22 protein-coding genes are annotated in these 24,915 nt (G+C 60.7%); 11 read left to right on the plus strand and 11 right to left on the minus strand.

The window, feature by feature from the left end:
* Positions 1-25 precede the first annotated feature (25 nt).
* On the minus strand, positions 26-1,606 hold the full coding sequence (locus D1820_RS03295) for a hypothetical protein (RefSeq protein ID WP_118067867.1): 1,581 nt from the start codon (positions 1,604-1,606) through the stop codon (positions 26-28).
* A 143-nt stretch (positions 1,607-1,749) separates the two neighbouring features.
* Complete coding sequence (gene guaA, locus D1820_RS03300) at positions 1,750-3,318, minus strand: glutamine-hydrolyzing GMP synthase (RefSeq protein ID WP_118067868.1); 1,569 nt, start codon at positions 3,316-3,318, stop codon at positions 1,750-1,752.
* A gap of 239 nt (positions 3,319-3,557) precedes the next feature.
* On the opposite strand from guaA, the gene D1820_RS03305 reads away from it, so the two are divergent.
* Positions 3,558-5,111: a trimethylamine methyltransferase family protein gene (locus tag D1820_RS03305; protein WP_040168986.1), complete on the plus strand. Its 1,554-nt coding sequence runs from the start codon at positions 3,558-3,560 to the stop codon at positions 5,109-5,111.
* A gap of 99 nt (positions 5,112-5,210) precedes the next feature.
* Here D1820_RS03305 and D1820_RS03310 read toward each other — a convergent pair whose 3' ends face one another.
* Positions 5,211-5,507, minus strand: coding sequence for a DUF6477 family protein (locus D1820_RS03310; protein ID WP_096871235.1), 297 nt, complete (start codon positions 5,505-5,507; stop codon positions 5,211-5,213).
* A 239-nt stretch (positions 5,508-5,746) separates the two neighbouring features.
* On the opposite strand from D1820_RS03310, the gene D1820_RS03315 reads away from it, so the two are divergent.
* Positions 5,747-6,820, plus strand: coding sequence for a DUF6456 domain-containing protein (locus D1820_RS03315; protein WP_096873126.1), 1,074 nt, complete (start codon positions 5,747-5,749; stop codon positions 6,818-6,820).
* Positions 6,821-6,936: 116 nt separating this feature from the next.
* Here the strand turns inward: D1820_RS03315 and D1820_RS03320 are convergent, their stop codons facing one another.
* Positions 6,937-7,485, minus strand: a complete 549-nt coding sequence (locus D1820_RS03320) for a peroxiredoxin (protein ID WP_118067869.1) — start codon at positions 7,483-7,485, stop codon at positions 6,937-6,939.
* Between the two features lie 394 nt (positions 7,486-7,879).
* Between D1820_RS03320 and lipA the strand changes: the two genes are divergently transcribed.
* Both lipA and D1820_RS03330 read left to right on the plus strand, forming a co-directional pair.
* Positions 7,880-8,830: a lipoyl synthase gene (lipA, locus tag D1820_RS03325; RefSeq protein WP_040169582.1), complete on the plus strand. Its 951-nt coding sequence runs from the start codon at positions 7,880-7,882 to the stop codon at positions 8,828-8,830.
* Positions 8,827-9,969 (plus strand): amidohydrolase, encoded by a 1,143-nt coding sequence (locus tag D1820_RS03330; protein WP_118067870.1) that lies wholly within the window; start codon positions 8,827-8,829, stop codon positions 9,967-9,969. The genes lipA and D1820_RS03330 overlap by 4 nt, the downstream gene beginning before the upstream one ends.
* Before the next feature lie 51 nt (positions 9,970-10,020).
* Here D1820_RS03330 and D1820_RS03335 read toward each other — a convergent pair whose 3' ends face one another.
* Entirely contained in the window at positions 10,021-10,347 is a 327-nt protein-coding gene (locus tag D1820_RS03335; protein ID WP_118067871.1) for a hypothetical protein, read from the minus strand.
* Between the two features lie 214 nt (positions 10,348-10,561).
* On the minus strand, positions 10,562-11,107 hold the full coding sequence (hpt, locus tag D1820_RS03340; RefSeq protein WP_040168993.1) for a hypoxanthine phosphoribosyltransferase: 546 nt from the start codon (positions 11,105-11,107) through the stop codon (positions 10,562-10,564).
* A gap of 73 nt (positions 11,108-11,180) precedes the next feature.
* On the opposite strand from hpt, the gene D1820_RS03345 reads away from it, so the two are divergent.
* Positions 11,181-11,627: a type II toxin-antitoxin system RatA family toxin gene (locus D1820_RS03345; protein ID WP_040178404.1), complete on the plus strand. Its 447-nt coding sequence runs from the start codon at positions 11,181-11,183 to the stop codon at positions 11,625-11,627.
* Between the two features lie 81 nt (positions 11,628-11,708).
* On the opposite strand, the gene D1820_RS03350 is transcribed toward D1820_RS03345, so the two are convergent.
* From D1820_RS03350 to D1820_RS03365, 4 genes are all read right to left on the minus strand, one after another.
* Entirely contained in the window at positions 11,709-12,890 is a 1,182-nt protein-coding gene (locus D1820_RS03350) for an ammonium transporter (RefSeq protein WP_118067872.1), read from the minus strand.
* A 205-nt stretch (positions 12,891-13,095) separates the two neighbouring features.
* Positions 13,096-13,578, minus strand: coding sequence for a CinA family protein (locus D1820_RS03355; protein ID WP_118067873.1), 483 nt, complete (start codon positions 13,576-13,578; stop codon positions 13,096-13,098).
* A 17-nt stretch (positions 13,579-13,595) separates the two neighbouring features.
* On the minus strand, positions 13,596-14,102 hold the full coding sequence (locus D1820_RS03360) for a phosphatidylglycerophosphatase A (RefSeq protein WP_040169000.1): 507 nt from the start codon (positions 14,100-14,102) through the stop codon (positions 13,596-13,598).
* On the minus strand, positions 14,099-15,319 hold the full coding sequence (locus D1820_RS03365) for a bifunctional 2-C-methyl-D-erythritol 4-phosphate cytidylyltransferase/2-C-methyl-D-erythritol 2,4-cyclodiphosphate synthase (RefSeq protein WP_118067874.1): 1,221 nt from the start codon (positions 15,317-15,319) through the stop codon (positions 14,099-14,101). Before D1820_RS03365 ends, D1820_RS03360 begins: the two co-directional genes overlap by 4 nt.
* 191 nt (positions 15,320-15,510) lie before the next feature.
* Between D1820_RS03365 and dusB the strand changes: the two genes are divergently transcribed.
* The 5 genes from dusB to D1820_RS03390 all read left to right on the plus strand — a co-directional run bounded on the left by dusB (position 15,511) and on the right by D1820_RS03390 (position 22,876).
* Positions 15,511-16,524 (plus strand): tRNA dihydrouridine synthase DusB, encoded by a 1,014-nt coding sequence (gene dusB, locus D1820_RS03370; RefSeq protein WP_118067875.1) that lies wholly within the window; start codon positions 15,511-15,513, stop codon positions 16,522-16,524.
* Entirely contained in the window at positions 16,521-17,666 is a 1,146-nt protein-coding gene (locus D1820_RS03375) for a nitrogen regulation protein NR(II) (RefSeq protein WP_118067876.1), read from the plus strand. The genes dusB and D1820_RS03375 overlap by 4 nt, the downstream gene beginning before the upstream one ends.
* Before the next feature lie 6 nt (positions 17,667-17,672).
* Positions 17,673-19,085, plus strand: coding sequence for a response regulator (locus D1820_RS03380; RefSeq protein WP_118067877.1), 1,413 nt, complete (start codon positions 17,673-17,675; stop codon positions 19,083-19,085).
* Positions 19,086-19,184: 99 nt separating this feature from the next.
* Positions 19,185-21,464: a PAS domain-containing sensor histidine kinase gene (locus D1820_RS03385; protein ID WP_118067878.1), complete on the plus strand. Its 2,280-nt coding sequence runs from the start codon at positions 19,185-19,187 to the stop codon at positions 21,462-21,464.
* Positions 21,461-22,876 (plus strand): sigma-54 dependent transcriptional regulator, encoded by a 1,416-nt coding sequence (locus tag D1820_RS03390; RefSeq protein ID WP_118067879.1) that lies wholly within the window; start codon positions 21,461-21,463, stop codon positions 22,874-22,876. Before D1820_RS03385 ends, D1820_RS03390 begins: the two co-directional genes overlap by 4 nt.
* A gap of 70 nt (positions 22,877-22,946) precedes the next feature.
* On the opposite strand, the gene D1820_RS03395 is transcribed toward D1820_RS03390, so the two are convergent.
* The gene (locus D1820_RS03395; protein ID WP_118067880.1) at positions 22,947-23,492 is read right to left on the minus strand and encodes a hypothetical protein; all 546 of its coding nucleotides are present in this window, start codon (positions 23,490-23,492) and stop codon (positions 22,947-22,949) included.
* Positions 23,493-23,537: 45 nt separating this feature from the next.
* Here D1820_RS03395 and trkA point away from each other — a divergent pair, with 45 nt between their 5' ends.
* Positions 23,538-24,914: a Trk system potassium transporter TrkA gene (trkA, locus tag D1820_RS03400; protein ID WP_024097341.1), complete on the plus strand. Its 1,377-nt coding sequence runs from the start codon at positions 23,538-23,540 to the stop codon at positions 24,912-24,914.
* Position 24,915 lies beyond the last annotated feature (1 nt).

The raw sequence follows: 24,915 nt of genomic DNA on the forward strand, positions 1-24,915 counted from the left end.
GATATGCCAGGAAATGTCGTGACAGCTATTCGGCAGCAACCTTTCCGGCCGTTGTACCTTGGCGCGGCACGGCCGGTACATCGAGCCGGTTCCCGCGTTGGATGAAGCCCTTGGCGACGTCCTCCGGATCAAAGCTAAACCGCTGAAGCAGGGTTTCTATCTCGCCCACAAGCGCCTCTGTGGTGGAGCTGGTCGTGTTTGACGCATTCATCTTGGGGGGCAAAAGCGCACGCCCCGGATAGCCGAGTGATTGCATCAGCCTTGCGGCACCGTCAGCTGTGTTGGCCTCCTCCAGTGTGGTCTCCACAAAGCGCAGCTGATGGCCGTAGAGATGTTTGTAATACGCGTATCGCGTTTCCATTTCCAATGCATACCAGATCGCAACTCCAATCTCACCCATCGGCGTCAGTTGACTGGGGTCGAGGATATTGTTGCGATAGTTGGGATGCAGGTACCATTGCCAGGGGATGGTAACATTGAAGAAATCATTGCGATTGATGTAACTCGCGATTTGTTTGGCAAGGTTGCGGCGCAGGATGATGATGGTTGTACGCGGTGCAAGACCGTGGTCAACAAGAGCCTCAATGAGCCCGCATTTGCCCAACGTATGATTGCTTTCGGCGTAGGGGGCTTGAAGCTCACCCAGCTTGCCCTCCCAAAAGTCGCAGACAGGTCCGTTCATGCCGTAGGTGTTGAAGTGCCGCATATGGCTGATACTGGGCAGGCGCGTGCCATAGTCGTCGAGGCCAAGGGGTTCATGCACCGATGGAATATTCATGTTCTCGCCGAGAAAACGCGCGAGCCAAGCCGTGCCGGTGCGCCCGGCAGAGAGAGTGAAGATGAAATCAGGCCGAGGATCAGGGGAGGCGGCGCTGCCTGAGGGCATGGCACCAGGTGAAGAGGCAGTCGTGCGCTTGAGTGCCGCCGGATCTGGCGTTGCCACCGGACGGGCGTAGCCGAAGCGGGCAATCTCATCCGCGGCTTCTCGCTCAATCAGATCAGCGGCATCAGGATGTGCGGCAAAGACGGTTGCCGGATCGGCGCCGCTTTTGGGACGAAGCGCGCCTTTCGCACTCAGGCTTGAGAACCGCGCCCAGAGGTCGTCGATACCCAACGCGTTGACATCCTCCTCAAGATGTTCGTAGCGCAGGAAAATATCGGGGCTATTCGGGCCCTCCAGTGGCGCGATGCGACGGTTCTCGCTCAAGACGCTGCGGAAGTGCCCGACAAACTGGTCGAATGTAATATTGCGTTTATCCATCCCCTCCCAGTAGTAGCGCGAGATGATCGCATCATAGGGATCACGCCAGATTGTGATCTTGGTGTAACTCTCCCAGATATCCTGCGGAACGGCGGCGCGGATCTGCCCGGCGGTCATGTGGTTGAAAAACGCCTCGCTTCCTTCATTTCCATCCGGCCAAATTTGCGCCTTATGGTTCTGGGGGCCGGGGTAGCTCAACTCCCTCCGAGTCTCCTCATCCTTAGCACTGATCGGCGTGATGATGCTGTTTGCGTCGCAATAACTGGACAGTGCGATCTCAAATGAGGTTCCGCCAACTTTCTTTGTCTTGATGAAAATAAGCTTGAGCGGATGGCAGATGATCATTCTGAAGATGCTCCAATTGGAATCTATTGAAACCTCGCAAAGAGAGTTGTTCAAATCGTTAAAACATGAGCAAAAATACAGTTAAATCGGTGCTTTCTGGAAAAGAAAAACCCCGGCCGCTGGGCCGGGGTTTTGTGTGTTGTTTATTCCCACTCGATGGTGCCGGGCGGTTTCGAGGTGATGTCATAGGTGCAGCGGTTGATGCCCTTCACCTCGTTGATGATCCGCGTCGCGGTTTCACCGAGGAAGTCGTGGCTGAATGGATAGTAATCCGCCGTCATGCCATCAACAGAGGTCACCGCGCGCAGGGCGCAGGCGTAATCATAGGTGCGCCCGTCGCCCATGACACCCACGGTGCGGACCGGCAGGATTGCAACAAAGGCCTGCCAGATCTCATCATAGAGACCGTGCTTACGGATCTGGTCGATATAGATCGCATCCGCTTCGCGCAGGATCTCCAGCTTCTCGCGGGTGATCTCACCGGGACAGCGGATGGCAAGCCCTGGTCCGGGGAAGGGGTGGCGACCGATGAAACTCCGTGGCAGGCCCAGTTCGCGGCCCAGGGCGCGGACCTCGTCCTTGAACAGCTCTCGCAGCGGCTCCACCAGTTTGAGGCCCATCTTCTCCGGTAGGCCACCGACATTGTGGTGGCTCTTGATGGTGACTGATGGGCCGCCCGAAAAGGACACCGATTCAATCACATCCGGGTAGAGCGTGCCCTGGGCCAGAAACTCGGCGCCCTCAATCGTGTTGGCGTGTTTCTGGAACACGTCGATGAACAGCTTGCCGATGATCTTGCGTTTGGTTTCGGGATCCGACTGACCGTCCAACTCGCCCAGGAACAACTCCTGCTCATCCGCGTGGATCAGCTGGATATTGTAGTTGTCACGGAACATCGTGACGACCTCTTCAGCCTCATTTTTGCGCAGCAGGCCATGGTCCACAAACACGCAGGTCAGCTGATCGCCGATTGCCTCATGGATGAGGATCGCAGCCACCGAGCTGTCGACGCCGCCGGACAGGCCGCAGATGACCTTCTTGTCGCCCACCTGATCGCGGATCGCCTGGATCGCCTGTTCACGGTAGGCACCCATGGTCCAGTCACCGGTGAAGCCTGCGATTTTGACGAAGTTCTCATAGAGCTTGGCACCATTCGGGGTGTGGTGCACCTCCGGGTGGAATTGGACCGCGTAGAAATTGCGGCTGACATCTGCGGTGATCGCGAAGGGGGCATTGGGGGAGGTGCCGTAGACCTCAAACCCCGGTGCAATCTCACTGACGTGGTCACCGTGGCTCATCCAGACCTGTTCGCGGTCGCTGTCGTCGGCAAACCAGCCATCCAGCAGGGGCAGGCTGCTGACTGTTGGGGTCACATAGGCGCGACCAAATTCGGCGGTGCCATGGCCGGACAGCACCTTGCCGCCCAACTGGTGCACCATCACCTGCTGGCCGTAGCAAATGCCCAGGATCGGCACCCCAAGATCAAAGATCTCCTGCGGGGCGCGGGGGCTGCCGTCGCGGGTCACGCTGTCGGGGCCACCGGAGAAAATCACCGCCTTGGGCGCCATTTTGCGCACAAAGTCCATAGTGACATTCTGGTAGGGATGGATTTCGCAATAGACATTCAGCTCGCGGAGGCGGCGCGCGATCAGCTGCGTCACCTGGCTGCCAAAGTCGATGATGAGAAGGCTGTCGTGGGATGTCTCTGTCATGCACGCGCCATAGGGCAGTGGCGCAGGTTTCGCAAGGGATTTTCGCGCCTCGGAGCGCGTTTGCGCTATCCGGCGGGTGCGGTCGCTGCGCCGGTGGCAAGGCGAAAATCCCGGTCGTTTTCGCGAGAAACCTGTCGGGAATGTCGCTTTTCAACTTCAATGGCCGTAATCCTGCGGCGGCCTTTTGTCTGAGCGATATAATCACAGTCGCAACGAAATGCCTGTGGTGAGGAAAAACCATGACAGAAGCAGCTCCAGCAGCACCGCGCCGCCGCGCACGTGGAGGCGGTGGTGCCGCCCGTCGCGCAGAACGTACCGGCGTCAAGATCGACACCGCAAAATACATTGAGCGGAATATCCCGAACTTTGAGGTGCTGGGCGAAGAGGCGCTGCAGGCCATCGAAGCCAACGCCGAGACCATCCTCGAAGAGGTGGGCGTCAATTTCGTGAACAACCCCGCCGCGCTGGAGCGCTGGCGTGAAGCTGGCGCTACCATTGATGGGGAACGTGTTCGCATCCCGCGCGGTCTGGCGCGTGAGCTGTGCAAAACCGCCCCGTCCGAATTCACCCAGCATGCGCGCAACCCGGAGAAATCCGTGGTTGTTGGTGGCAAGAACATGGTGCTGGCACCGGTCTACGGCCCGCCGTTTGTGCGCGATGCCAAGGGCGGCCGCCGCTATGCGACGCTGGATGATTTTCAGAAGTTCGTGAAGCTGGGCTATATGTCGAAATGGTTGCACCATTCCGGCGGCACCGTTTGCGAGCCGACCGATGTGCCGGTGAACAAGCGCCACCTCGACATGCTGATGGCGCATATGACGCTGAGCGACAAACCCTTCATGGGGTCGGTGACGGAACCCAGCCGGGCGCAGGATTCCATCGAAATGTGCGAAATCCTGTTCGGTAAGGATTTTGTGCGCGACAACACCGTGATGACCTCGCTGATCAACATCAACTCGCCGATGACATTTGACGATGTGATGATGGGCGCGCTGGAGGTCTATGCCGCACATAATCAGGCCTGCATCATCTCGCCGTTCATCGTTGGTGGCGCGATGGCGCCGGTGTCGGTTGCCGGGACATTGGTTCAGGTTCTGGCCGAAGTTCTGGCCGGTGTCGCCTACAGTCAGTTGATCCGCCCCGGTGCGCCGGTGATCTTTGGTGCCATGGTGACCTCGATCGACATGAATTCCGGTGCGCCCACCTTTGGCACACCCGAAGCCTCCCAGATCACCTATGGTGCAGGCCAGCTGGCCCGCCGTCTGGGCCTGCCGTTCCGGTCCGCCGGCTCCTTCTGCGGCTCCAAGCTGCCGGACGCGCAGGCGGCTTATGAAACGGCGAACTCGCTCAATATGGGTCTGCTGGCGGGCGTGAACTTCCAGCTGCACTCCTGCGGCTGGCTTGAGGGTGGTCTGGTCGCGGATTTTGAGAAATTCGTCATGGACGCCGATCAACTGGGCGCGCTGCATGGTCTGGCCAAAGGTGTTGTGGTTGACGACGACACGCTGGCCATGGGCGCGATCCGCGAAGTTGGTCCGGGTGGTCACTATCTGGGCTGCGAACACACGCAGGCCAACTTCAAAACCGCGTTCTGGAAATCCGATCTCCTGGACTACAAGCCGTTTGAGACCTGGGAAGAGGAAGGCGCGCGCGACACTGTTGCTTTGGCCAGCAACCGGGTCGAAACCCTGCTGAACGCCTATGAGGCGCCGCCGCTGGATCCTGAGATCCTGGGGAAGCTGGAAGCTTATGTCGCGGAGAAAAAAGCCTCCATGCCTGACGCCTTCATGTAAAAGCGGCGGTTCTGTTCTGCGTAGAGACCGGTCGGCATAGCCCGGTTGGCAGACGGCGGTCCCATTGGGCCGCCGTTTTGCGTTTTCATCGCGCGTCGGTCAGGCGAGGTTCAGACCGGGGCGGCGCAGCCCGTCCGCTTCGCCCATGAGGGCGATCAACACGTCAACGTGGCGGGTCAGCGAATACCCGGCATCTCCCGCTTCACGCCTGCGGTTGTGATCGCGCTCCAGATCCAAAAGTCGCATCACTGCTGCTGCGGGTTTGGGCAATGTGCCATACCCAAGCACCCGTCTCAGATCACGCCGTCGGCTATAGTCGCGTGCCCCGATCCTCGCTGTCCGCACCAACAGCCGAGGGCGGCGCAAAGCGGCCAGATGACCAAAGATATCCTGCATCGTCATGTCCTTTCCAGCTCTGTTGATAGCGCTGTTTAACACAACTGATGCGGGTGTTGCCGAAGGGGGCGGTTCGGCGAACGGTCTATTCGATATTGATTGATGAAAATTTGAAACCAATGATGTTCTGACTGAGACTATTCAGAAAAATCAGGCCAGTACGGTGAGTGGTGTCTGTGGATAACACGTAGGCGGCCCGTGGGAGGATAGTTTCGAATGATCACATGTGGGGTGATAAAATGCAAACTATGGCTGTGTCCGGCCTGCCGGAATGGGTGCCTGAGGAGGCGTGCCGATATCTTGAACATACCGAAGCGGGCCGATCGATCCGCAATCTTGCAAAGCAGGCGGGCTGCCACCCGTCTACTGTGCTGCGACAGGTCCGACGGGTTGAAACCCGTCGTGATGATCCGCTGGTTGATGCGGCCCTGGCGTCGCTTGCGGCCTGTCACTATGCCGAAGACATGCCCGGCCCGCGACCGATGTCAGCCCGTGCGCTGGCGCTGGGGACCGTGCCGACCTGCGCCGAGGCCTTTGAGAGCGAGGCGGTCGAGGTTCTGACCTGCCTCAACCCGCAGGGCGCGGTTCTTGCCGTGGCGGACGGGCTGGAGAAGGCGGTGGTGGTGCGCGAGGCGGCGGCCGGTGACAAGAAGGTCGTCGTGGACCGCACTCTGGCGGAGGCGCTGGCGCTGCGCGACTGGATCGCCTGTCCGGCACCGGGGCGGCTCAGCCGCTATCACATCACGCCGGAGGGGCGCAGCGCGCTCAGCCAGTTTGTGGCCAGCCGGGAAAACCGTGCCCGATCACGGCTGGAAAGCGCCAGCCTGGCGACGCGCAAAACCAATCGCAACCGGCGGCGGCCCCGGCGGGCCCGCTACGGGCTGGGAGAGACGCCGCTGCATATGCTGGCGCGGCTGACGGATCGCGATGGCACACCGTTTCTGACAACAGATCTGGTGCGCGCGGGCGAGCGCCTGCGCGAGGATTTCGAACTGGCGCAGGTGGCGGAGCATCTGGCGCAGACCTCGGCCCAGGTCCGCGAGGGCGATTGCGGTCCCACGATGCCCCGGCGCCGACGACCTGGACAGGCCGCATCGGCGGCCAAAAAGCGGGCTGCCGCCGCGCTGAATGCGCTTGGCGAAGGGCTGAGTGATATCGTGATGCGCTGTTGTTGCCATCTGGAAGGCCTGGAAGCCGCTGAGCGCCAGCTGGGCTGGTCTGCCCGCTCCGGCAAGGTGGTGCTGCGCATCGCTCTGCAGCAGTTGAAACTACATTATGATGCACAGCAGGCGCAGGATGAGTTGATTGGCTGAACTCATTGTGACTGCAATGAAAAAACCCGGCGCCATCGGGCACCGGGTTGGTCTTCTTCGTCAATCTATCTGATACCGGGATCCAGCGGATCGGCCGGTCTCTGTGATCCTGCGGATCAGGCGGCGACCTCGGCCTTGGCGGTCTTCAGGTGCTCCAGAACGGTTTCCGGCGAGGACACGCCATATGGGTCTTCTCCATGGTTGTCGCACAGGCCGGGCTCTTCGAACCATGCTTCGACCACACCGTTGTCAACGATGGCCGCATAGCGCCAAGAGCGGTTGCCAAAGCCCAGGTTGTCCTTGGCCACCAGCATGCCGATGCGGCGGGTGAATTCACCGGACCCATCGGGGATCACGTCGACGTTTTTCAGGTTCTGGGATTCGGCCCATTTGTTCATCACAAAGCTGTCGTTCACCGACATGCAGTAGATCGCGTCAATGCCTTCGGCCTGAAAATCGGCAAAGCCTTTTTCAAAACCGGGCAGCTGATAGGTCGAACAGGTGGGGGTGAAGGCGCCGGGCAGGGAGAACAGCACAACGCGCTTGCCGGCAAAATAGTCGGCGGTGGTTTTGTCTTCCCAGCGGAACGGGTTGGGGCCGCCCACGGATTCGTCGCGAACACGGGTGCGGAAGGTCACGTCGGGCAGTTTTACGCCAGCTTTCATCATCGGCTCCTTAAGGGTCAATTCGTCGTCGCGCGGAGATTTATAATAGTTCTAAATCACCTGCAATGGGGTTTTCGCGGGCGCAATGCCGCAGCGGATGACGGGATGCGGATCGGGCTGGGAGGGTTGCCAATTCGCGCCGTTTCGCGGGAGTGATGCGACCTGTCCGCAGCGACTCGGCAGCCGGGACCAGCGGGCAGATTGCCCGGTTGTTCAAAACCGGGTGGCGGGGTTGCACTCTCCGCAATCTGCATCAAAATATTAATATAAACAGTGTATTGCACAGCTGTGTTGCGTCGCGCGGGAATGTGGTCCGGGCCGAGAACTGGTCGTGCCAAGCGATTGCAACTATGTTACGAAGACCAAAAGACCATTGCCGCAAGGGAACATCGACGTGCGAGATCTGAAAATCCCCGAGCAACGCCACCCGGAAAAGGCCCATCGCCCTGACAATGCTCAGCCGAAAAAGCCAAGCTGGATCCGGGTCAAGGCGCCAGGGGGCAAGGGCTACGCGGAAACGCATAAGATCATGCGTGAGAATAACCTCGTCACGGTCTGTGAAGAGGCCGGCTGCCCGAATGTGGGCGAATGCTGGAGCCAGGGTCACGCCACCATGATGATCATGGGCGAAATCTGTACCCGGGGTTGTACCTTCTGCAACATTGCCACTGGTCGTCCGGATACGCTGGATGCGTTTGAACCGGGGCGGGTGGCCCATGCGGTGCAGAAGCTGGGGCTGAATCACGTGGTGATCACCTCTGTGGATCGCGACGATCTGGAAGATGGCGGCGCGGAGCATTTTGCCCAGACCATCCGCGCGGTGCGTCACCGCAGCCCGAAAACCACGATTGAGATCCTGACGCCGGATTTTCTGAAATGCGCACCTGAAGTGCTGGAAACCGTGGTGGAAGCGCGGCCCGATGTCTTCAACCACAATCTGGAAACTGTGCCCGGCCTCTATCCCGGTGTGCGGCCCGGCGCGCGGTATTTCCACTCCCTGCGGCTGCTGCAGCGGGTGAAAGAGATGGATCCGGCGATCTTTACCAAATCCGGCATCATGGTCGGCCTTGGCGAGAATGCGCAGGAGGTAAAGCAGGTGATGGACGACATGCGCGCCGCTGACATCGATTTCCTGACCATTGGCCAGTATCTGCAACCAACGCCGAAACACCATGCGGTCGATCGGTTCGTGACGCCGGAAGAGTTTGAAAGCTATGAGAAAGCCGCCTATGGCAAGGGCTTCCTGATGGTTTCGGCAACGCCGCTGACCCGGTCGTCCTACCATGCGGGGGATGATTTCGCCCAGTTGCGCGCCGCCCGCAACAAGAAGCTTGGCCTGGCATGACGCCGGACCGTCTGGCGCAGCTGACAGAGCTGCGCCACGCGTTGCACCGGATCCCGGAAGTGTCGGGCGCCGAGGAAAAGACTGCGGCCTTCATCACCGACTATCTGCGCGGGTATGATCCTGACCAGCGGCTGACGGGCCTAGGTGGGCACGGTGTTGCGGCAGTCTATGACGGCGCGGCGGATGGGCCGACCGTGATGATCCGTTGTGAGCTGGACGGGCTGCCGATTGAAGAGATTTCTGCCCAACCCTATCGCTCTACCCATGCAGGGCGGGGCCATCTCTGTGGGCATGACGGGCATATGACCATGGTGGCTGCGCTGGCGCGGGATCTGGCCGCACGGCGCCCTGCGCGGGGCCGTGTCGTGCTGATGTTTCAGCCGGCCGAAGAAACCGGCAAGGGCGCGCCTGCGGTCATTGCCGATGCGGCCTTTGGCGAACTTGCGCCAGACTATGTGTTTTCCCTTCACAATTTGCCGGGGCTACCGGTTGGGCAGCTTGCCCTGTGCAGCGGTCCGGCCAATTGTGCGTCCCGCGGGATGCGCATCCGACTAACGGGCAAGACCTCCCATGCGGCGGCCCCGCAGGACGGGATTTCACCGGCGGGCGCTATGGCGCAGCTGCTGTCGGGGCTGGTGGCGCTTGGCGGCGGGGCCGATCTCGGCGCTGACTATGCGCTGGTCACGCTCACCCATGCGCGCCTTGGCGAGGCAACCTTTGGTATCGCGCCAGGTGAGGGCGAGGTCTGGGCGACCTTGCGCACGGTCAATGATGCGCGGATGGAGGCGTTGATCGCTGAGGCCGAGGATCTGACACGTCAGATCTGCACGGAGTGTGGCCTGGGCGTTGAGATCAGCTTTGACGATGTGTTTGAGGCCTGCACCAATGATGCTGAGGCTGTTGCGATCCTGCAGACGGCCTGCCGCGCCGCAGGGCACCCGGTTGAAATGCGTGATCAACCGCAGCGCTGGTCCGAGGATTTTGGCCAGTTTGGGAAGAGCGCACGGGCCGCGATGGTCTGGCTTGGCTCAGGTGAAATGCAGCCGCAGCTTCATAATCCTGACTATGATTTCCCCGATGATGCGATCCCGGTTGGCGTGTCCATTTTTACGGCTGCCATCGATAACATGCTGAGATAATCTTTATTTTACCGTATCTTATCTGCGCATGTTGATGTCGGGAAACGGCGATCAATCGATCAGCGCATCAACCAGAGCGACCGCGCCCACAATCGCCAGCGTGTCCCGCACCACTTCGTAAATCCGGTCATCCTTGCGGATATAGCGGTGACCCGGAGCAGGCGGCGCCAGCCCCCAACGGGCATGATCGTCAATATAGTCCCAGTCACCGCTCAGCTGCTGAAAACCCTTGTGGCGCGGTTTGTGCTGTTTCTTGATCTGACCGGGGGAATGGTGCGCGACAGTGCTTTTGTGGCCGGGGGCCCATTTCGGGGGCGCGGCGGCGCCTGCGATAGGGGACAGGGCGAGCGAGGCTGCAGCGATATAGGCCAGTCTCATTGGCGATCTCCTTCATGATCTCAACACTTGGATGAGGCTTGGCGGGGATCGGGGGATTTGGCAAATGGACTGTGCCGAAAGACGCTGACGCAACAGCGGGTCATCGGCGGGCTGGTGCCGGTTTTAAAACCCGCAGGGCGCAGGGCGCGGATGTTTGCGCCCCACGTCGGATTGTTCGGCGGATATTGGCGACCGGGAGGGACCGGGCGCGGGTTCAGCCCTCTTCGGTAAAGCGGACCTTGCCGATAAAGGGCAGGTTCCGGTTGCGCTGCGCGTAATCGATTCCATAGCCGACGACAAATTCGTCCGGGATCTCAAAACCGATCCAATCAGAGCGGAAATCCACCTCACGGCGGGAGGGTTTGTCCAGCAGCGCGATGGATTTCAACCGGGCTGGCTGGCGGCTGCGCAACAGATGCGTCACGTGGTTCAGCGTATGCCCGGTGTCGACGATATCCTCAACAACCAGCACATCTCGCCCTTCAATTGCGCCACGTAAGTCTTTGAGAATACGAACTTCCCGACTGCTTTCCATGGCGTCACCGTAAGAAGATGCCTCAAGAAAATCGACTTCGATCGGCAGATCCAGTTCCCGCACCAGATCGGCGATAAAGACGAAGCTGCCGCGCAAGAGCCCCACCACCACCAGTTTGTCGGTGCCTTCAAATTCCGTCTGGATCTCGGCGCAAAGCTCTTCGATCCGGGCCGCAATGGCCTTGGCTGAGATCATCACATCGATGACATATGGCCGCTGTGTCATGGGTGCCCCCTTGAATTTCCCGCGCGTTCATATGACATGACGCGGGACGATCATAGCAGGAAATGCGCCTCTTATGCCTACCCATTCAGAAACCCGGCCAATGCCTTACACGGCGCAGCAGATGTATGATCTGGTGGCTGATGTCGGGGATTACCCCAAGTTTCTGCCCTGGTGTTCCGCTGCCCGTATCCGCAGCCGTACGCCCTTGGGGGACGCTGAGGTGATGGAGGCGGACTTGGTGATCTCCTTCAAGGTGTTTCGCGAACGCTTTGGCAGCCGGGTCACGCTGTTCGCAGAGGAGAAGAAAATCGACACGGAATATCTGGACGGGCCGTTTCGTTACATGAAATCCAATTGGGCCTTTGCGGATCGCGCGGATGGTGGCTGTGATGTGTCGTTCTATGTTGATTTTGAATTCAAGAACGCCGTGCTGCAGGGCATCATCGGTGTGGTCTTCAATGAGGCGATGCAGCGGATCGTGCGTGCCTTTGAACGTCGCGCGGCGGAGCTCTATGGCTGATCCGCAACCACAGCTAAGCCGTTGAATAAAACGGGCCCGCGATGCAGGCCCGTTGTCGTTTGTGATATTGGCTGATTGGCGTCAGCTGGTCATGTCGTAGGCGCGTTCACCGTGAACGGTGATATCCAGACCGTTGGTCTCCGTCTCCAGGTCGACGCGCAGCGGTGTGATCGCGGCGGTAACCTTGACCAGAACGACGGTCACGACGGCGGTGAAGATCCCGACAACCGCCAGACCACCCAGCTGCGCCAGCCAGCTGCCCGCACCAAAGACCGCGATCATGATGGTGCCGAAGATGCCGCCGACACCATGCACCGCAAAGACATCCAGCGTGTCGTCGATCTTCAACAGGTTTCTGACGAGGTTCACGGCCTCCTGGCAGAGGATACCTGCGACAGCACCGATCACCAGCGCCTCAACCGGGCCGACAAAGCCGGAGGCGGGCGTGATAGAGGCAAGGCCCGCAATGGTGCCGGTGACAAGGCCCACCATGGACGCCTTACCGTATTTGATCTTCTCCCACAGCGCCCAGGTCAGCGAGGCTGTGGCGGCGGAGATATGGGTGACGGTGAGGGCCATCGCCGCGCCACCGTCTGCGGCCAGCTGCGAACCACCGTTGAAACCGAACCACCCAACCCAGAGCATGGCCGCGCCGATGAAGACATAGCCGGGGTTATGCGGCGGAGTGGTGCGGTTTTTGCGCGGGCCAAGGAACACCGCGATGATCAGCGCCGCCAGACCTGCAGTTTCATGCACGACGATGCCACCGGCAAAGTCGCGCACGCCGATCTCGCCAAAGATGCCGCCATCGGCCAGCATGCCGCCGCCCCAGATCCAATGCACGACGGGCGCGTAGCACAGGAGCATCCAGAGACCGGAGAACACCAGCACAAAGCCAAAGCCCACGCGCTCAACATAGGCGCCGACAATCAGGGCAGGCGTGATGATCGCGAAGGTCATCTGGAAGGCAAAGAACAGCACCTCCGGGAGGGTGCCAGAGAGGCTGTCTGCGGTGACGCCGGACAGGAACATCTTGTCCAGCCCGCCCCAGAGGCCAGAGGTGCCGCCACCAAAGGCAATGGAATAGCCAAAGGCGAGCCACAGAACGCTCATCAAACAGGCAATGGCATAACATTGCATAAACACGCTGAGCACATTTCGGGCACGGACAAGGCCGCCGTAAAACAGGGCAAGCCCCGGCAATGTCATGAATAGGACGAGGGCCGTGGCCACAATAATCCAAGCTGTATCGGCTGCGTTCATCGCCGTTCCTTCCGCATCTGCAGGCTGTTTCTTGATCTGAAGCCTGACAAAGCGGAACTGGGGCGTTGAAAAAAGCGGCAGGTTTCATATTGGCGCCAGAAAACCGGGCTTTTGTCAAAGTGCTGAAAAAATGAGCGACCCTGCGGGCGTGTTGCTCAATTCCCGCCCACTCTATGAAATAGCGGCAGATGGGCTGTGGTTTGCGTCAGTCCAGCGGGTTGGGGCTGAGCGATTGCCAGATCAGGGTCAGCGCATGGTCGCGTGTCGCTGTGCGGACGCCGTCGCGGCCAAGTGGGCCGAAATCAACTGTTTCGACGTGCGTGGGTTGGTTGCGCCGTGCCAGCGCGAAGCAAACCCGCCCCTCAGGTTTGTGCTCCGAGCCGCCGGGACCAGCAATACCGGTGACCGCTACGGCGATGTCCACATCGGCGCGGCTCTGTGCACCCTCGGCCATCTCGGTGGCCACCTCCTCGCTGACGGCGCCGACGGCTTCTAGGGTTGCCTGCTCAACACCCAGCATCTCCTGCTTGGCGCGGTTGGAATAGGTGACATAGCCCCGATCCACGACCGCGGAGGATCCGGGCACATCGGTGAGGGCCGCCGTAATCATGCCGGCGGTGCAGCTTTCTGCGGTGGCAAGGGTGAGGCCTTTGGCACGGGCCTCACGGATAATGTCTGTCGTGTCCATATCACCCTCTCCTCAGATTAGAGGCCAAGCACCCCATGTGAGAATCCAGCAAGGGCGGCGACGCCAATCGCAGCAAGAATACCGGCGATGATGTCGTCCATCATTACGCCTGTGGCGCCCTTCTGGCGGTCGGCCCAGCCGACGGGGCCGGGTTTCCAGATGTCGAACAGCCGAAACAGCACAAAGGCGGCGATCCAGCCCGGCCAGAGCGCGGTGATTGCGATGTCATGCGCCCATGCGGGGTAAGAGATTGCCCAAAGGGCGACGAACTGGCCTGCGACCTCATCCAGAACAAATTCGGAGGGGTCCATGTTCTCGCGGTTGCGGGTCATGGCCTCTGCGGCCCAGACGCCGACCACCATGCAAATCACGGTCGCAAGCGCCAGCAGGAGAAACCCACCCAGCTGGTGCAGGACAAACGCCAGAGGGAGGGCTGCCAGCGAGCCCCATGTACCGGGGGCGGGGCGCAGATAGCCAACACCGCCGACGGTGCCGATCAGAAAGGCGAGGCGCGACCGTTTCATGGTTTCACCACGCAGGCTGTGGCGATGGCGGCGATGCCTTCGCCCCGCCCGGTGAACCCAAGCCGTTCGGAGGTGGTCGCCTTGATCGAGACGCGTGAGAGATCAATCGACAGGATCTCCGCCACGGCAGCGCGCATGGCGGGGGCGTGGGGGGTGATCTTTGGGAATTCACAGACCAGTGTGCAATCCACATTGGAGATCTGGTAGCCTTTGGAACGCGTCAGCTCGGCGGCATGGCGCAGGAAGATATCGCTGGCCGCGCCTTTCCATTGCGGATCAGACGGCGGGAAATGGCGACCTATGTCGCCCTCTGCCAGCGCGCCGTAGAGGGCATCGGTAATGGCATGTAGCCCGACATCGGCGTCCGAATGCCCCTGAAGGCCGCGATCATGGGCCACCGGCACCCCGCAGAGCACGACCTCATCCCCCGGTCCAAACCGGTGAACATCATAGCCATTGCCAAGCCTTACATCCATGTCGCCCCCTAAATTGCGCGCAGCCCGGTCGAAATCTTCCGGGCGGGTGATTTTGATGTTGTCTGGGTCGCCCGGAATGATGGCAACGTCAATCCCTGCCGCGCGGGCGACCTCCACATCATCGGCGGCGTCATCGCCATTTGCCGCAAGTTGCTGATGGGCAGCGCGGATCTGGGGCAGGTGGAAGCCTTGCGGGGTCTGCGCTGCAAACAGCCCATTGCGGTCTTCAGTGCCGGTGACATAGCCATCGACCCCGCGCCAAAGCGCATCCGTCACGGCCAGCGCAGGGGCAGCGGCCAGATGGGTGTCGAGCGCGGTCATTACTCCCCGGATCATGCGTCCAGACACACATGGACGGGCGGCGTCATGGATCAGCACCCTGTCGATGTTGTGATCACTCAGCAGTGCAAGGCCGTTAGCCACCGATTGGGCCCGTGTGGATCCACCGGTGGTCAGCAAGATGCCGCCCTGGGTAGAAAACTCCTGCCAGTGGTCGTGATCCTCGGCATTGAGGACCAGTGCGATGCGGTCTACGCCTGCAGTGAGGAAGGCATCAAGCGTCCAGTCGATCACCCGACGTCCCGCCAGGGGGCGCCACTGTTTGGCCAGACCACCGCCCGCGCGCAGCCCCTTGCCTGCGGCGACAATCAGTGCGGCGGTTTGGTGTTCCGGGGCACGGGTCGCCTCGGGTGTGTCTGCGCCGACGGTTGCAGACGGGGAGGGGAAGAGATCGGACGGCATCAGGCGCCTCATTGTTGGGTCGCAATTGTTTAGGAGGTGATGCAAGGGGAGGCAATGGCAGCAGGTCACCCCGCGTAATATGCTCAAAAATTAGGCATATGCCAAAAGATGCAGCCTTGCCGCCGGGGGTTTCATTGTCGCATAGAGGCTGCTTCGGTTAGAAACGCTTCATATGCACAAGGATTAGGCAGTTGTCCTTCACTCTCGGTTCCACTTCTCTGACACCTCCCATCGCGCTGGCGCCGATGGCCGGAATCACGGATCGTCCCTTTCGCGATCTGGTGCGCAGCTTTGGTGTTGGGCTGATGGTAAGCGAGATGGTCGCCAGTCAGGAGATGGTCCAAGCCAAGCCCGGTGTGCGCGAACGCGCCGAGCTGAGCGCCGATGTCGAGAATACCGCCGTGCAGATTGCCGGGCGCGATGCCTACTGGATGGCAGAGGCCGCGCGCCAGGTGGAGAGCCGGGGTGCCAAGGTCATTGATATAAATATGGGCTGCCCGGCCAAGAAGGTGACCAATGGCTATTCAGGCTCGGCGCTGCTGAAGACACCGGACCACGCGCTGTCGCTGATTGAGGCGGTGGTGGCTGCGGTTTCGGTGCCGGTCACGCTGAAGACGCGGCTTGGCTGGGACGACAATAGCCTCAATGCCGCTGACGTGGCCCGCCGCGCGCAGGATGCGGGCGTGCAGATGGTCACCATTCATGGCCGCACCCGCTGTCAGTTCTACAAGGGGAGCGCGGATTGGAAGGCGATCTCTGCCGTAAAAACCGCGCTGACCGTGCCGCTGCTGGCCAATGGCGATATTGTCGATACGGCGAGCGCACGTCGCGCGCTGGCCCAGTCTGGCGCGGATGGTGTGATGATCGGGCGCGGGGTGCAGGGTAAACCCTGGCTGCTGGCTGAGGTGGCCCATGACATCTGGGGCAGCGCCGTCCCCGATGTTCCCACCGGTGCAGAACTGGTTCAGATGGTCTGCGCCCACTATGAGGCGATGATCGCGTTCTATGGCACTGACCTGGGCCTGCGGGTCGCGCGCAAGCATCTGGGTTGGTATATGGATGAGGCTGCTACACCGGCGCCGCTGCGCCGCGAGGTGCTCACGGCCAAAGACCCTAAGGCGGTGCTGAAGCTATTGCCTGATGCGCTGACCAGTGGCGCTGGTCCGGATCGCAGCCCCGACCTGGCGGGAGGGCAGGCAGCATGACCGGGCACGTGGGGGAGGCCCCTGCGGGGGTTACAGGATGGAACGGGGCCGATAGTGCGCTTTGGGCCTCGTTGCCTGTGCCGGCCTTTGTGATAGATCCAGAGGCCCGGATCGAAGATGTGAACTCCGCTGGTGAAGGGTTCCTCAATACCTCGCGCAAGGCGCTGCTGGGGAAGGCGATCTGGCACCATGTGATCATTGCTCCCGCCATCGACGAGGCGGTGGCACGCGCCCGCGACAATGGTACGCCCCTGTTTGTCAATGACATTGATGTTGGTGCGCCGGGGCGTGCGCCGCTACAATGCAATGTACAGGTGGCGCGGGTGCAGGGCGTTGAGGGGCGGATGCTGATCCTGCTCTCCCCGCGCGAGCTGGCCGGGCGGCTGACGCAGAACCACTCCGCCAAATCTGCCGCGCAATCTGCGATTGGCATGGCGGAGATGCTGGCCCATGAGATCAAGAACCCGCTGGCTGGGATCACCGGGGCTGCGCAGCTGTTGTCGATGGGGCTGTCGGGCGATGATCTGGAGTTGACCGACCTGATCGTCAGCGAAAGCCGACGTATTGTGAAGCTGTTGGAGCAGGTGGAGCAATTCGGCAATCTCTCTGTCCCGGCCTTTCAGGAGGTCAATCTTCACGATGTGCTGGACCGCGCCCGCCGTTCGGCGCTTTTGGGTTTTGGCGCGCAGATGACAATTATCGAGGATTATGATCCCTCCCTCCCGATGGCCTGGGGAGATGGGGATCAGCTGTTGCAGGTGGTGCTGAATCTTCTGAAGAACGCAGCTGAGGCCGCGGATCCGGGGGGTGGCACCATTCGGATCCGGACGTTCTATGAACATTCCTTCCGGCTGCGCCGCAGTGACGGGTCCGGCAAGCTGTTGCCGCTGCAAATTGAGATTTCGGATGATGGCCCCGGCCTGCCTGAGGCAATTCGCGACGATATCTTTGATCCCTTTGTCTCTGGTCGGGAGAATGGCACCGGACTGGGGTTGGCGCTGGTCAGCAAAATCATCGCCGATCATCAAGGCTGGATCTCGGTCAATTCCGAACCCGGCCGGACGGTTTTTCGATTGTCACTGTCGCGCGTGCCGACCGCACCGCGTCCCGTACCCATCCCAAACGCCCCACGGCAGGAGTAGCACATCATGGACGGCACCGTTCTGGTCGCAGATGACGATCGCACAATTCGCACGGTCTTGACCCAGGCTCTGACGCGTGCCGGGTGTAAGGTCCATGCGACCTCCTCCCTGACCACGCTGATGCGTTGGGTGGGGGAGGGCAAAGGCGATGTCGTGATCTCCGATGTGATGATGCCGGATGGCAACGGGCTGGAAATGCTGCCGAAGATTGCTGATGACCGTCCCGGGCTGCCGGTGATCGTGATTTCGGCGCAGAACACCATCATGACCGCGATCAAGGCGGCGGAGGCGGAAGCCTATGACTACCTGCCCAAACCGTTTGATCTGCCGGAGCTGATGAAGCGGACGGCGAAGGCTCTGACCGAAAGGCGGAGCGGGCAGGGGGCGTTGCGCGCAGCTACCCAGACTGGCGCCACGCCGGATGGGGCGGAGACCGCGAACGAGAGCCATGAGGATCTGCCGCTGGTCGGGCGCACCGAGGTGATGCAAACGCTCTACCGGCTGATCGCGCGGGTGATGAACACCGATATCCCCCTGCTGATCACCGGTGAAAGCGGCACCGGAAAATCCCTGATTGCCCGGTCTATGCATGACCTGTCGGACCGCCGCACGCTACCGTTTGTCCGGGCGGAGGCGGCTGATCTGGCGTCACTTGACGGTCCGGCGCAGCTGCTGGCCGAGGTCCGTGGCGGAACGCTGTTGCTGGATGAGCTGGCGGATCTGGCGGAGGAGGCGCAGGCCCGCGTGGTGCGGATGATGGATGCGCCGGGGGATCATCAGCCCCGATTTATCGCCACCAGTCAGCAGAATCTCACTGCGGCGATGGAGGCTGGCACGCTGCGACAGGATCTCTACTACCGGATCAGCGGCACCGAGCTGCCGGTGCCTGCGTTACGTGCCCGCGTGGACGATATCTCCCTGCTCTGCGCGCATTTCCTGACGCGTGCTGAGAACGAGGGCGCGCCGCACCGTCGGCTGAGCGAGGCGGCCCGTGAGCCGTTGCGGCAGTTTCCTTGGCCGGGCAATGTGCGCCAGCTGGAAAACGTGGTGCGTCGTCTGGCGTTGACGGCCCGCAGTGAGGAGATCAGCCTCGACGAAGTCAACGCCGCGCTGGGCGCACAATCGGGCGGCGAACCGATGGCGGCGACAGGCGGCGCACTCAGCAATGAAAAACTGTCGGAATCAGTGGCGCGCCATTTGCAGCGGTATTTCGATCTGCACGGCGATATGCTGCCGCCGCCGGGGCTATATGCCCGTCTGATGCGCGAGGTTGAGACCCCGTTGATTGAAATATCGCTCGCAATGACCGGCGGAAATCAGGCAAAATGTGCGGATTTACTTGGCATTAACCGCAATACGCTGCGCAAGAAGATTACAGATCTTGATATTGAGGTGACACGCCGCCGCAAACTGATGTAATATCGCCACAGAACCGTGGCGGATCGGCGTTCAGGCTGGTGATGATCACGACATATGGCGGTCGACCAGAAGGGTCGCACATCAGGATGAGGGCAGTACGTGGCGCAGAGGTCACATCTTCGCTCGGCATATGGGCCATTTGCGGCCCTTGACCGGTGGCGCAGAACACGCAGGGCGCGCAATGTTGGCGCGCTCGGGCTGGTTGTTCTGGGGCCGGTGCTGGCGCTTTCGACATTTTTGATCATCGGCCCGTTTTCGCAAGGGGTGGCGTCGCTGTCGCTGCGGCTGATCCTGCTTGCCGATCTGATCTATGTGCTGGCAGTCGCAGCCTTGGTGCTGACGCAGGTGGGACGCCTGATCGCCGCGCGCCGGGCCAAATCCGCAGGCTCCAGATTGCATCTGCGTCTGATCGGGGCCTTCGCCTTTCTGGCGCTGACGCCCACCGTGATTGTGGCGCTTTTTGCCGGGCTGACGGTTAATGTTGGCCTTGAAGGCTGGTTCTCTGATCGGGTGCGGCAGGTTGTGGGCAGCTCTCTGGCGGCGGCGGAGGCCTATCAGGACCAGCAGCAGCGTGACCTCTCGGAGGATGCAGTGGCGCTGGCGCGCTATATCGACAACAGCCGCAACCGTAATTTTTTCATCAGCGACGGGCAGCTGCGCCAGGTGCTGACACAGGGCCAATTGCAGATCCAGCGCGGGTTGCAAGAGGCCTATGTGGTGGATGGTGCGGGCGCCATTCGCGCCCGTGGGGAGCGGTCGTACGAGTTCGACTTTGAAGAACCGCGTGCGGCAGATATCAGCCAGGCCTCTTTTGAAGGGGCCACCCTGATCCAGGACTGGGACAACAGCGAACTGCGCGCACTGGTGCGGCTGGATGCGTTTGTCGACCGGTTTCTCTATGTCAGCCGGGATGTGGACGGCGAATTGCTGAGCCTCCTGGATGACACCAAGGAAACGGCGCATCTCTATCAGCAGTTGGAGAGCGAACGGGGGCGGGTGCTGTTTGATTTTGTCCTGCTGTATCTTGGCTTTGCTGTGATCCTGATCCTCGCGGCGATGTGGCTGGGCATGTGGTTTGCCGAGCGGCTGTCGCGCCCGGTCGGGCGGCTGACCATTGCGGCGCGGCGCGTCGGGGCAGGCAACTTGAATGTGCAGGTGCCAGAAGACGATGGCGATGACGAGATCTCGCAATTGGGTCGCTACTTCAACCAGATGACACTGGAGCTGCGGGAACAGCGCGACACGCTGCTGGAAAACACCCATCAGATTGAACGCCGCCGCCGGTTGTTTGATTCCGTGCTGATGTCGGTGACCTCTGGCGTGGTGGGGCTGGATTCTGAGGGGCGCGTCACATTTGTGAACCGGTCTGCGGAGCGGCTCTTGGGTTGGAGCGGTGATCGCCAGTCGCTGGCCCTGGCGGTGGCCGTGCCGGAGTTCGGACCGCTGTTTCAGGAGCTGACCGAAACTGGCGCCGATGTGGTACAGGGCGAGATAAAAGTGACCCGTCAGGGGCAGCTGGAGAACCTTCTGGTGCGGATGTCCCCCCGGCGGAGCGAGGAAGACCGGCTTGAAGGCTATGTGGTGGCCTTTGACGATGTCACGGATCTGGTCAGTGCCCAGCGGATGGCGGCCTGGGGCGATGTTGCGCGCCGGATTGCCCATGAGATCAAGAACCCACTGACACCGATCCAGCTGAGTGCCGAGCGCATCAAACGCAAATTTGCGCCCAAGCTGGGCGAAGAAAACAGCGATCTTCTGCAATCCATGACAGATGTGATTGTACGTCAAACCAATGACTTGCGCCGTATTGTTGATGAGTTTTCCAAGTTTGCCCGCATGCCGGAACCCGAGCGGCGTGAGGAAGATCTGGTGAAGTTGCTGCGCGAGGCGGTGACCCTGCAAAAGGCCGGTCAGCCCGATCTGCGTATTGTCGCGGATCTGCCGACGGAGCCGATGCTGGCGGATCTGGACGCGACGATGATTGGCCAGGCCTTGACCAATTTAATCAAGAATGCAGGCGAAGCCGTTGAAACACTGAAACAAAAAGGCACAGTTGCGGATCTTGATCCTGAAATCCGCATCGCTGTAAGTCCGACGAAATCCGGCTATGAGGTCACCATCGCCGACAATGGCATCGGTCTGCCAGAAGACCGTGCCCGTTTGTTCGAACCCTATGTGACCACCCGCGACGAAGGCACAGGTCTTGGCCTGCCGATCGTCAAGAAAATTATCGAAGAACACGGCGGAACACTGGTGCTGGAAGATGCGCCGGTTTTCGACGGTCAGGCCCATTACGGGGCCATGGCTGTGATCCGCCTGCCTGCTGCACATGAGGCGGCAGACCATCATAAGAGTACAGTGAAAGCAGGTCTGACATGAGTGACATTCTGATTGTTGACGATGAACGCGACATCCGTGAGCTGGTTTCTGATATCCTTGAGGATGAAGGCTACGCGACGCGCAAGGCTGGCAGTTCCGAGGAATGCATGGCCGCGCTGAATGAGGCGCCGCCCGCGCTCATGGTGCTCGATATCTGGCTGAAGGACAGCCAGATGGACGGCATCGACATTCTGAAAGTCGTGAAGCGGGACAATCCAGAGATCCCCGTGGTGATCATTTCAGGTCATGGCAATATCGAGATCGCGGTCGCGGCGATCAAGCAGGGCGCCTATGACTTTATTGAAAAACCGTTTAATATTGATCAGTTGCTGGTCGTTATTCGCCGCGCGATGGAAACCTCAAAGCTGCGTCGCGAGAACACGGATCTGAAACGTCAGGACTCCGGCGCCAGCGAGATGATCGGCGCCTCCGCCGCCTATCGCGCGTTGGTCAGCCAGCTGGATAAGGTGACCAAATCCAATGGGCGGGTGATGCTGACCGGGCCTGCGGGCAGCGGCAAGGAAATCGCCGCGCGGTATATCCACACCCAGTCGAACCGCGCCTCAGCGCCTTTTGTGACGGTGAACTGCGCCAGCATTGAACCCGACCGGATGGAAGAGGTGCTGTTTGGCCGCGAAAGTACCGAGCGCGGGATTGAGCCGGGTCTTCTGGAGCAGGCACATGGCGGCGTCGTCTTCTTTGATGAGGTGGCGGATATGCCGCTTGGCACCCAGTCTAAGATCCTGCGCGTGCTGGTTGATCAGCAGTTCCAGCGGGTCGGAGGCTCTGACAAGGTGCGCGTCGATCTGCGGGTTATCTCCGCGACCAACAAGGACTTGGAACGCGAGATTGAGGCGGATCGCTTCCGTCAGGAGCTTTATCATCGCCTGAATGTGGTGCCGATCCCGGTTCCGTCACTGGCAGACCGGCGCGAGGATATCCCGCTGCTGGCGGATCATTTCATTGCGCAGTTCAACCAGAGCCAGGGCCTGCCGCTTCGCAGGCTGAGCGAAGATGCCGTCGCGCTGATGCAGACTATGCTGTGGCCGGGCAATGTGCGTCAGTTGAAGAACATGGTGGAACGTGTTCTGATCCTTGGTGAAAACAGCGGCCCGATAGAGCCGAAAGATCTGCCGCGTGAAGAGGAAGCGGTGGAAGATCAGAGCCGGGTCGTGCTGTCTGGCGCGCTTGCTACCCTGCCATTGCGGGAGGCGCGTGAGGCGTTTGAGCGGGAGTATCTGCTCACACAGATCAACCGATTTGGCGGCAATATCAGCCGCACCGCGTCCTTTGTCGGGATGGAACGGTCTGCGTTGCACCGCAAGCTGAAATCGCTGGGGGTGGTGACCTCCAACAAGGCGGGCGCGCGAATTGCCCATGTTGAGAAAGAAACTGAGGAGGATATGGCCTGAGACAGGCTGTATCCACGCGAGTTCTGTTATATATTAAGGCTTTGTCGGCAACCTTTAATGTGCCGACAAGTCAGGGAGCCGTAGCGACGATCTGAGGGGCCTGTCCGCGTCGCGCAATTGCGCAGGATGTCTGGGTCAACGTAGGAAGCGTCGATGCACGGCGGCTACCCACGGCATCCGCCACCGATTGCGGACAGCGTTTTAGGGCGATGCTCTGATAGCCTTTGGACGCCATGCAGGACTGCTCCACCCGCCCGCGCAGATCTGCGTTGACGTCGACGGTATAGATGCCGCCGTCCTCCCAATAGCCCGCACGGTGATAGCAGCGCCCATTGCGGCAGATTTCACCGCCTGGACGATAGATGGGCGGGTGCTGTCGAATCTGGGTCGCGACCGGTGCATCCCGCAGGGCGCTGACCTCGCAGGATAGCAGATCCGCGTCGCGTCGGGCCACATCCGCGCCCGCGCGGTAATAGACCGGAACCGGTCCGCAGGCCGCCATACCCGAGACCAGCAACAGTGCGGCAAACGTATGTTTTGCGAAGAACATCCTGTGATTGTGCTGCAAATTCCTCGGCAAGACAATTGAATTGACCGTTACTGCGGCTTCTGTCATTCAAAACCGGCGATTGCGCGTATCAGCGCCCCGAGGGACAAGCACATGAAAGTAATTATTTGTGGCGCAGGTCAGGTCGGCTGGCAGATCGCCCGCCACCTGTCGGGTGAGCACAACGACGTGACGGTGGTGGATAACAACCCTGATCTGGTGCGTCGCGCGACGGATACGCTGGATGTTCAGGGGATTGCGGGGTTTGCCTCCTATCCGGATGTGCTAACCCGGGCCGGGGCGCGGGACGCGGATATGATCATCGCGGCCACCCATTCGGATGAGGTGAATATGGTCACCTGCCAGGTGGCGCATTCGGTGTTTTCCATCCAGCGCAAGATCGCGCGGCTGCGCTCCAAGAGCTATCTGGAAGCGATTTACTCTGATTTGTATCGGCGGGACCATCTGCCGATTGATGTGGTGATCAGCCCCGAGCGCGAGGTGGCCGCCGCGGCGATGCAACGCCTGTCGGCGCCGGCTGCTTTTGACACCGAGATGTTTATGGAAGGCGGCGCGCAGCTGCTTGGGGTGCAGATCGATGAGGATTGTCCTGTCGTCAACACGCCGCTGCGTCAGCTGACCGACCTGTTTTCGACCCTGCGCGCCATCGTTGTGGGCATTCGCCGGGACGGCAGCCTGTTTGCACCGGAACCGGGCGACCAGCTCTTCGTCGGCGACAGTGCTTATGTGTTTGCCCATGTGGATGATGTGAGCCGCACCATCGAAGTCTTTGGCAAACAACAGAAACGCCAGGATCGCGTGGTGATCGTGGGCGGCGGCAATGTCGGCCTTGAAGTGGCGAAGGCTCTGGAATCCCGCACAGGGCGCACCCGCGCCAAGATGATTGAGCGGAACCGCAAATGCGCCGAACGTGCGGCGGAGACGCTGGAACGGACAATCGTGCTGAACGGCGATGGCCTGGACCGTAGCCTGATGATTGAGGCGGGGATCGACCGCGCTGACGCCATGCTGGCGGTGACCGATGACGATAAGGTCAACATGCTGGCCGCTGTGCGCGCGAAGGCCGAGGGCTGCCCTCTGGCTATTGCGCTGATCAATGATCCGACACTTGTGCCGCTGATGGCACCCTTGGGCATTGATGCTTATATCAACCCGCGCGCCACCACCGTAAGCTCGATCCTGCGCCACATTCGCTATGGCCGGGTGCGACAGGTCTATTCGATCGGCGACGCCGAAGCAGAGGTGATCGAGGCCGAGGTGATGTCAACCTCTCCGATGGCCGGGCAGATGATCCGAGATATCGATTTCCCTGAAGGTGTGCTGGTGGGCGCCGTCAGCAAAAACGGTGTGGTGATGCGCCCAACTGGCGGCATGCGGATTGAGGAGGGCGATGTGATTGCCCTCTTTGCCATGGCCGCGGATGTGCCCGAGGTCGAGCGCCTGATGCAGGTCTCGATTGACTTCTTCTAGG

The organism is Phaeobacter sp. LSS9 (assembly GCF_003443595.1).
In the GTDB taxonomy this organism is placed as follows: Bacteria; Pseudomonadota; Alphaproteobacteria; order Rhodobacterales; family Rhodobacteraceae; genus Phaeobacter; species Phaeobacter piscinae.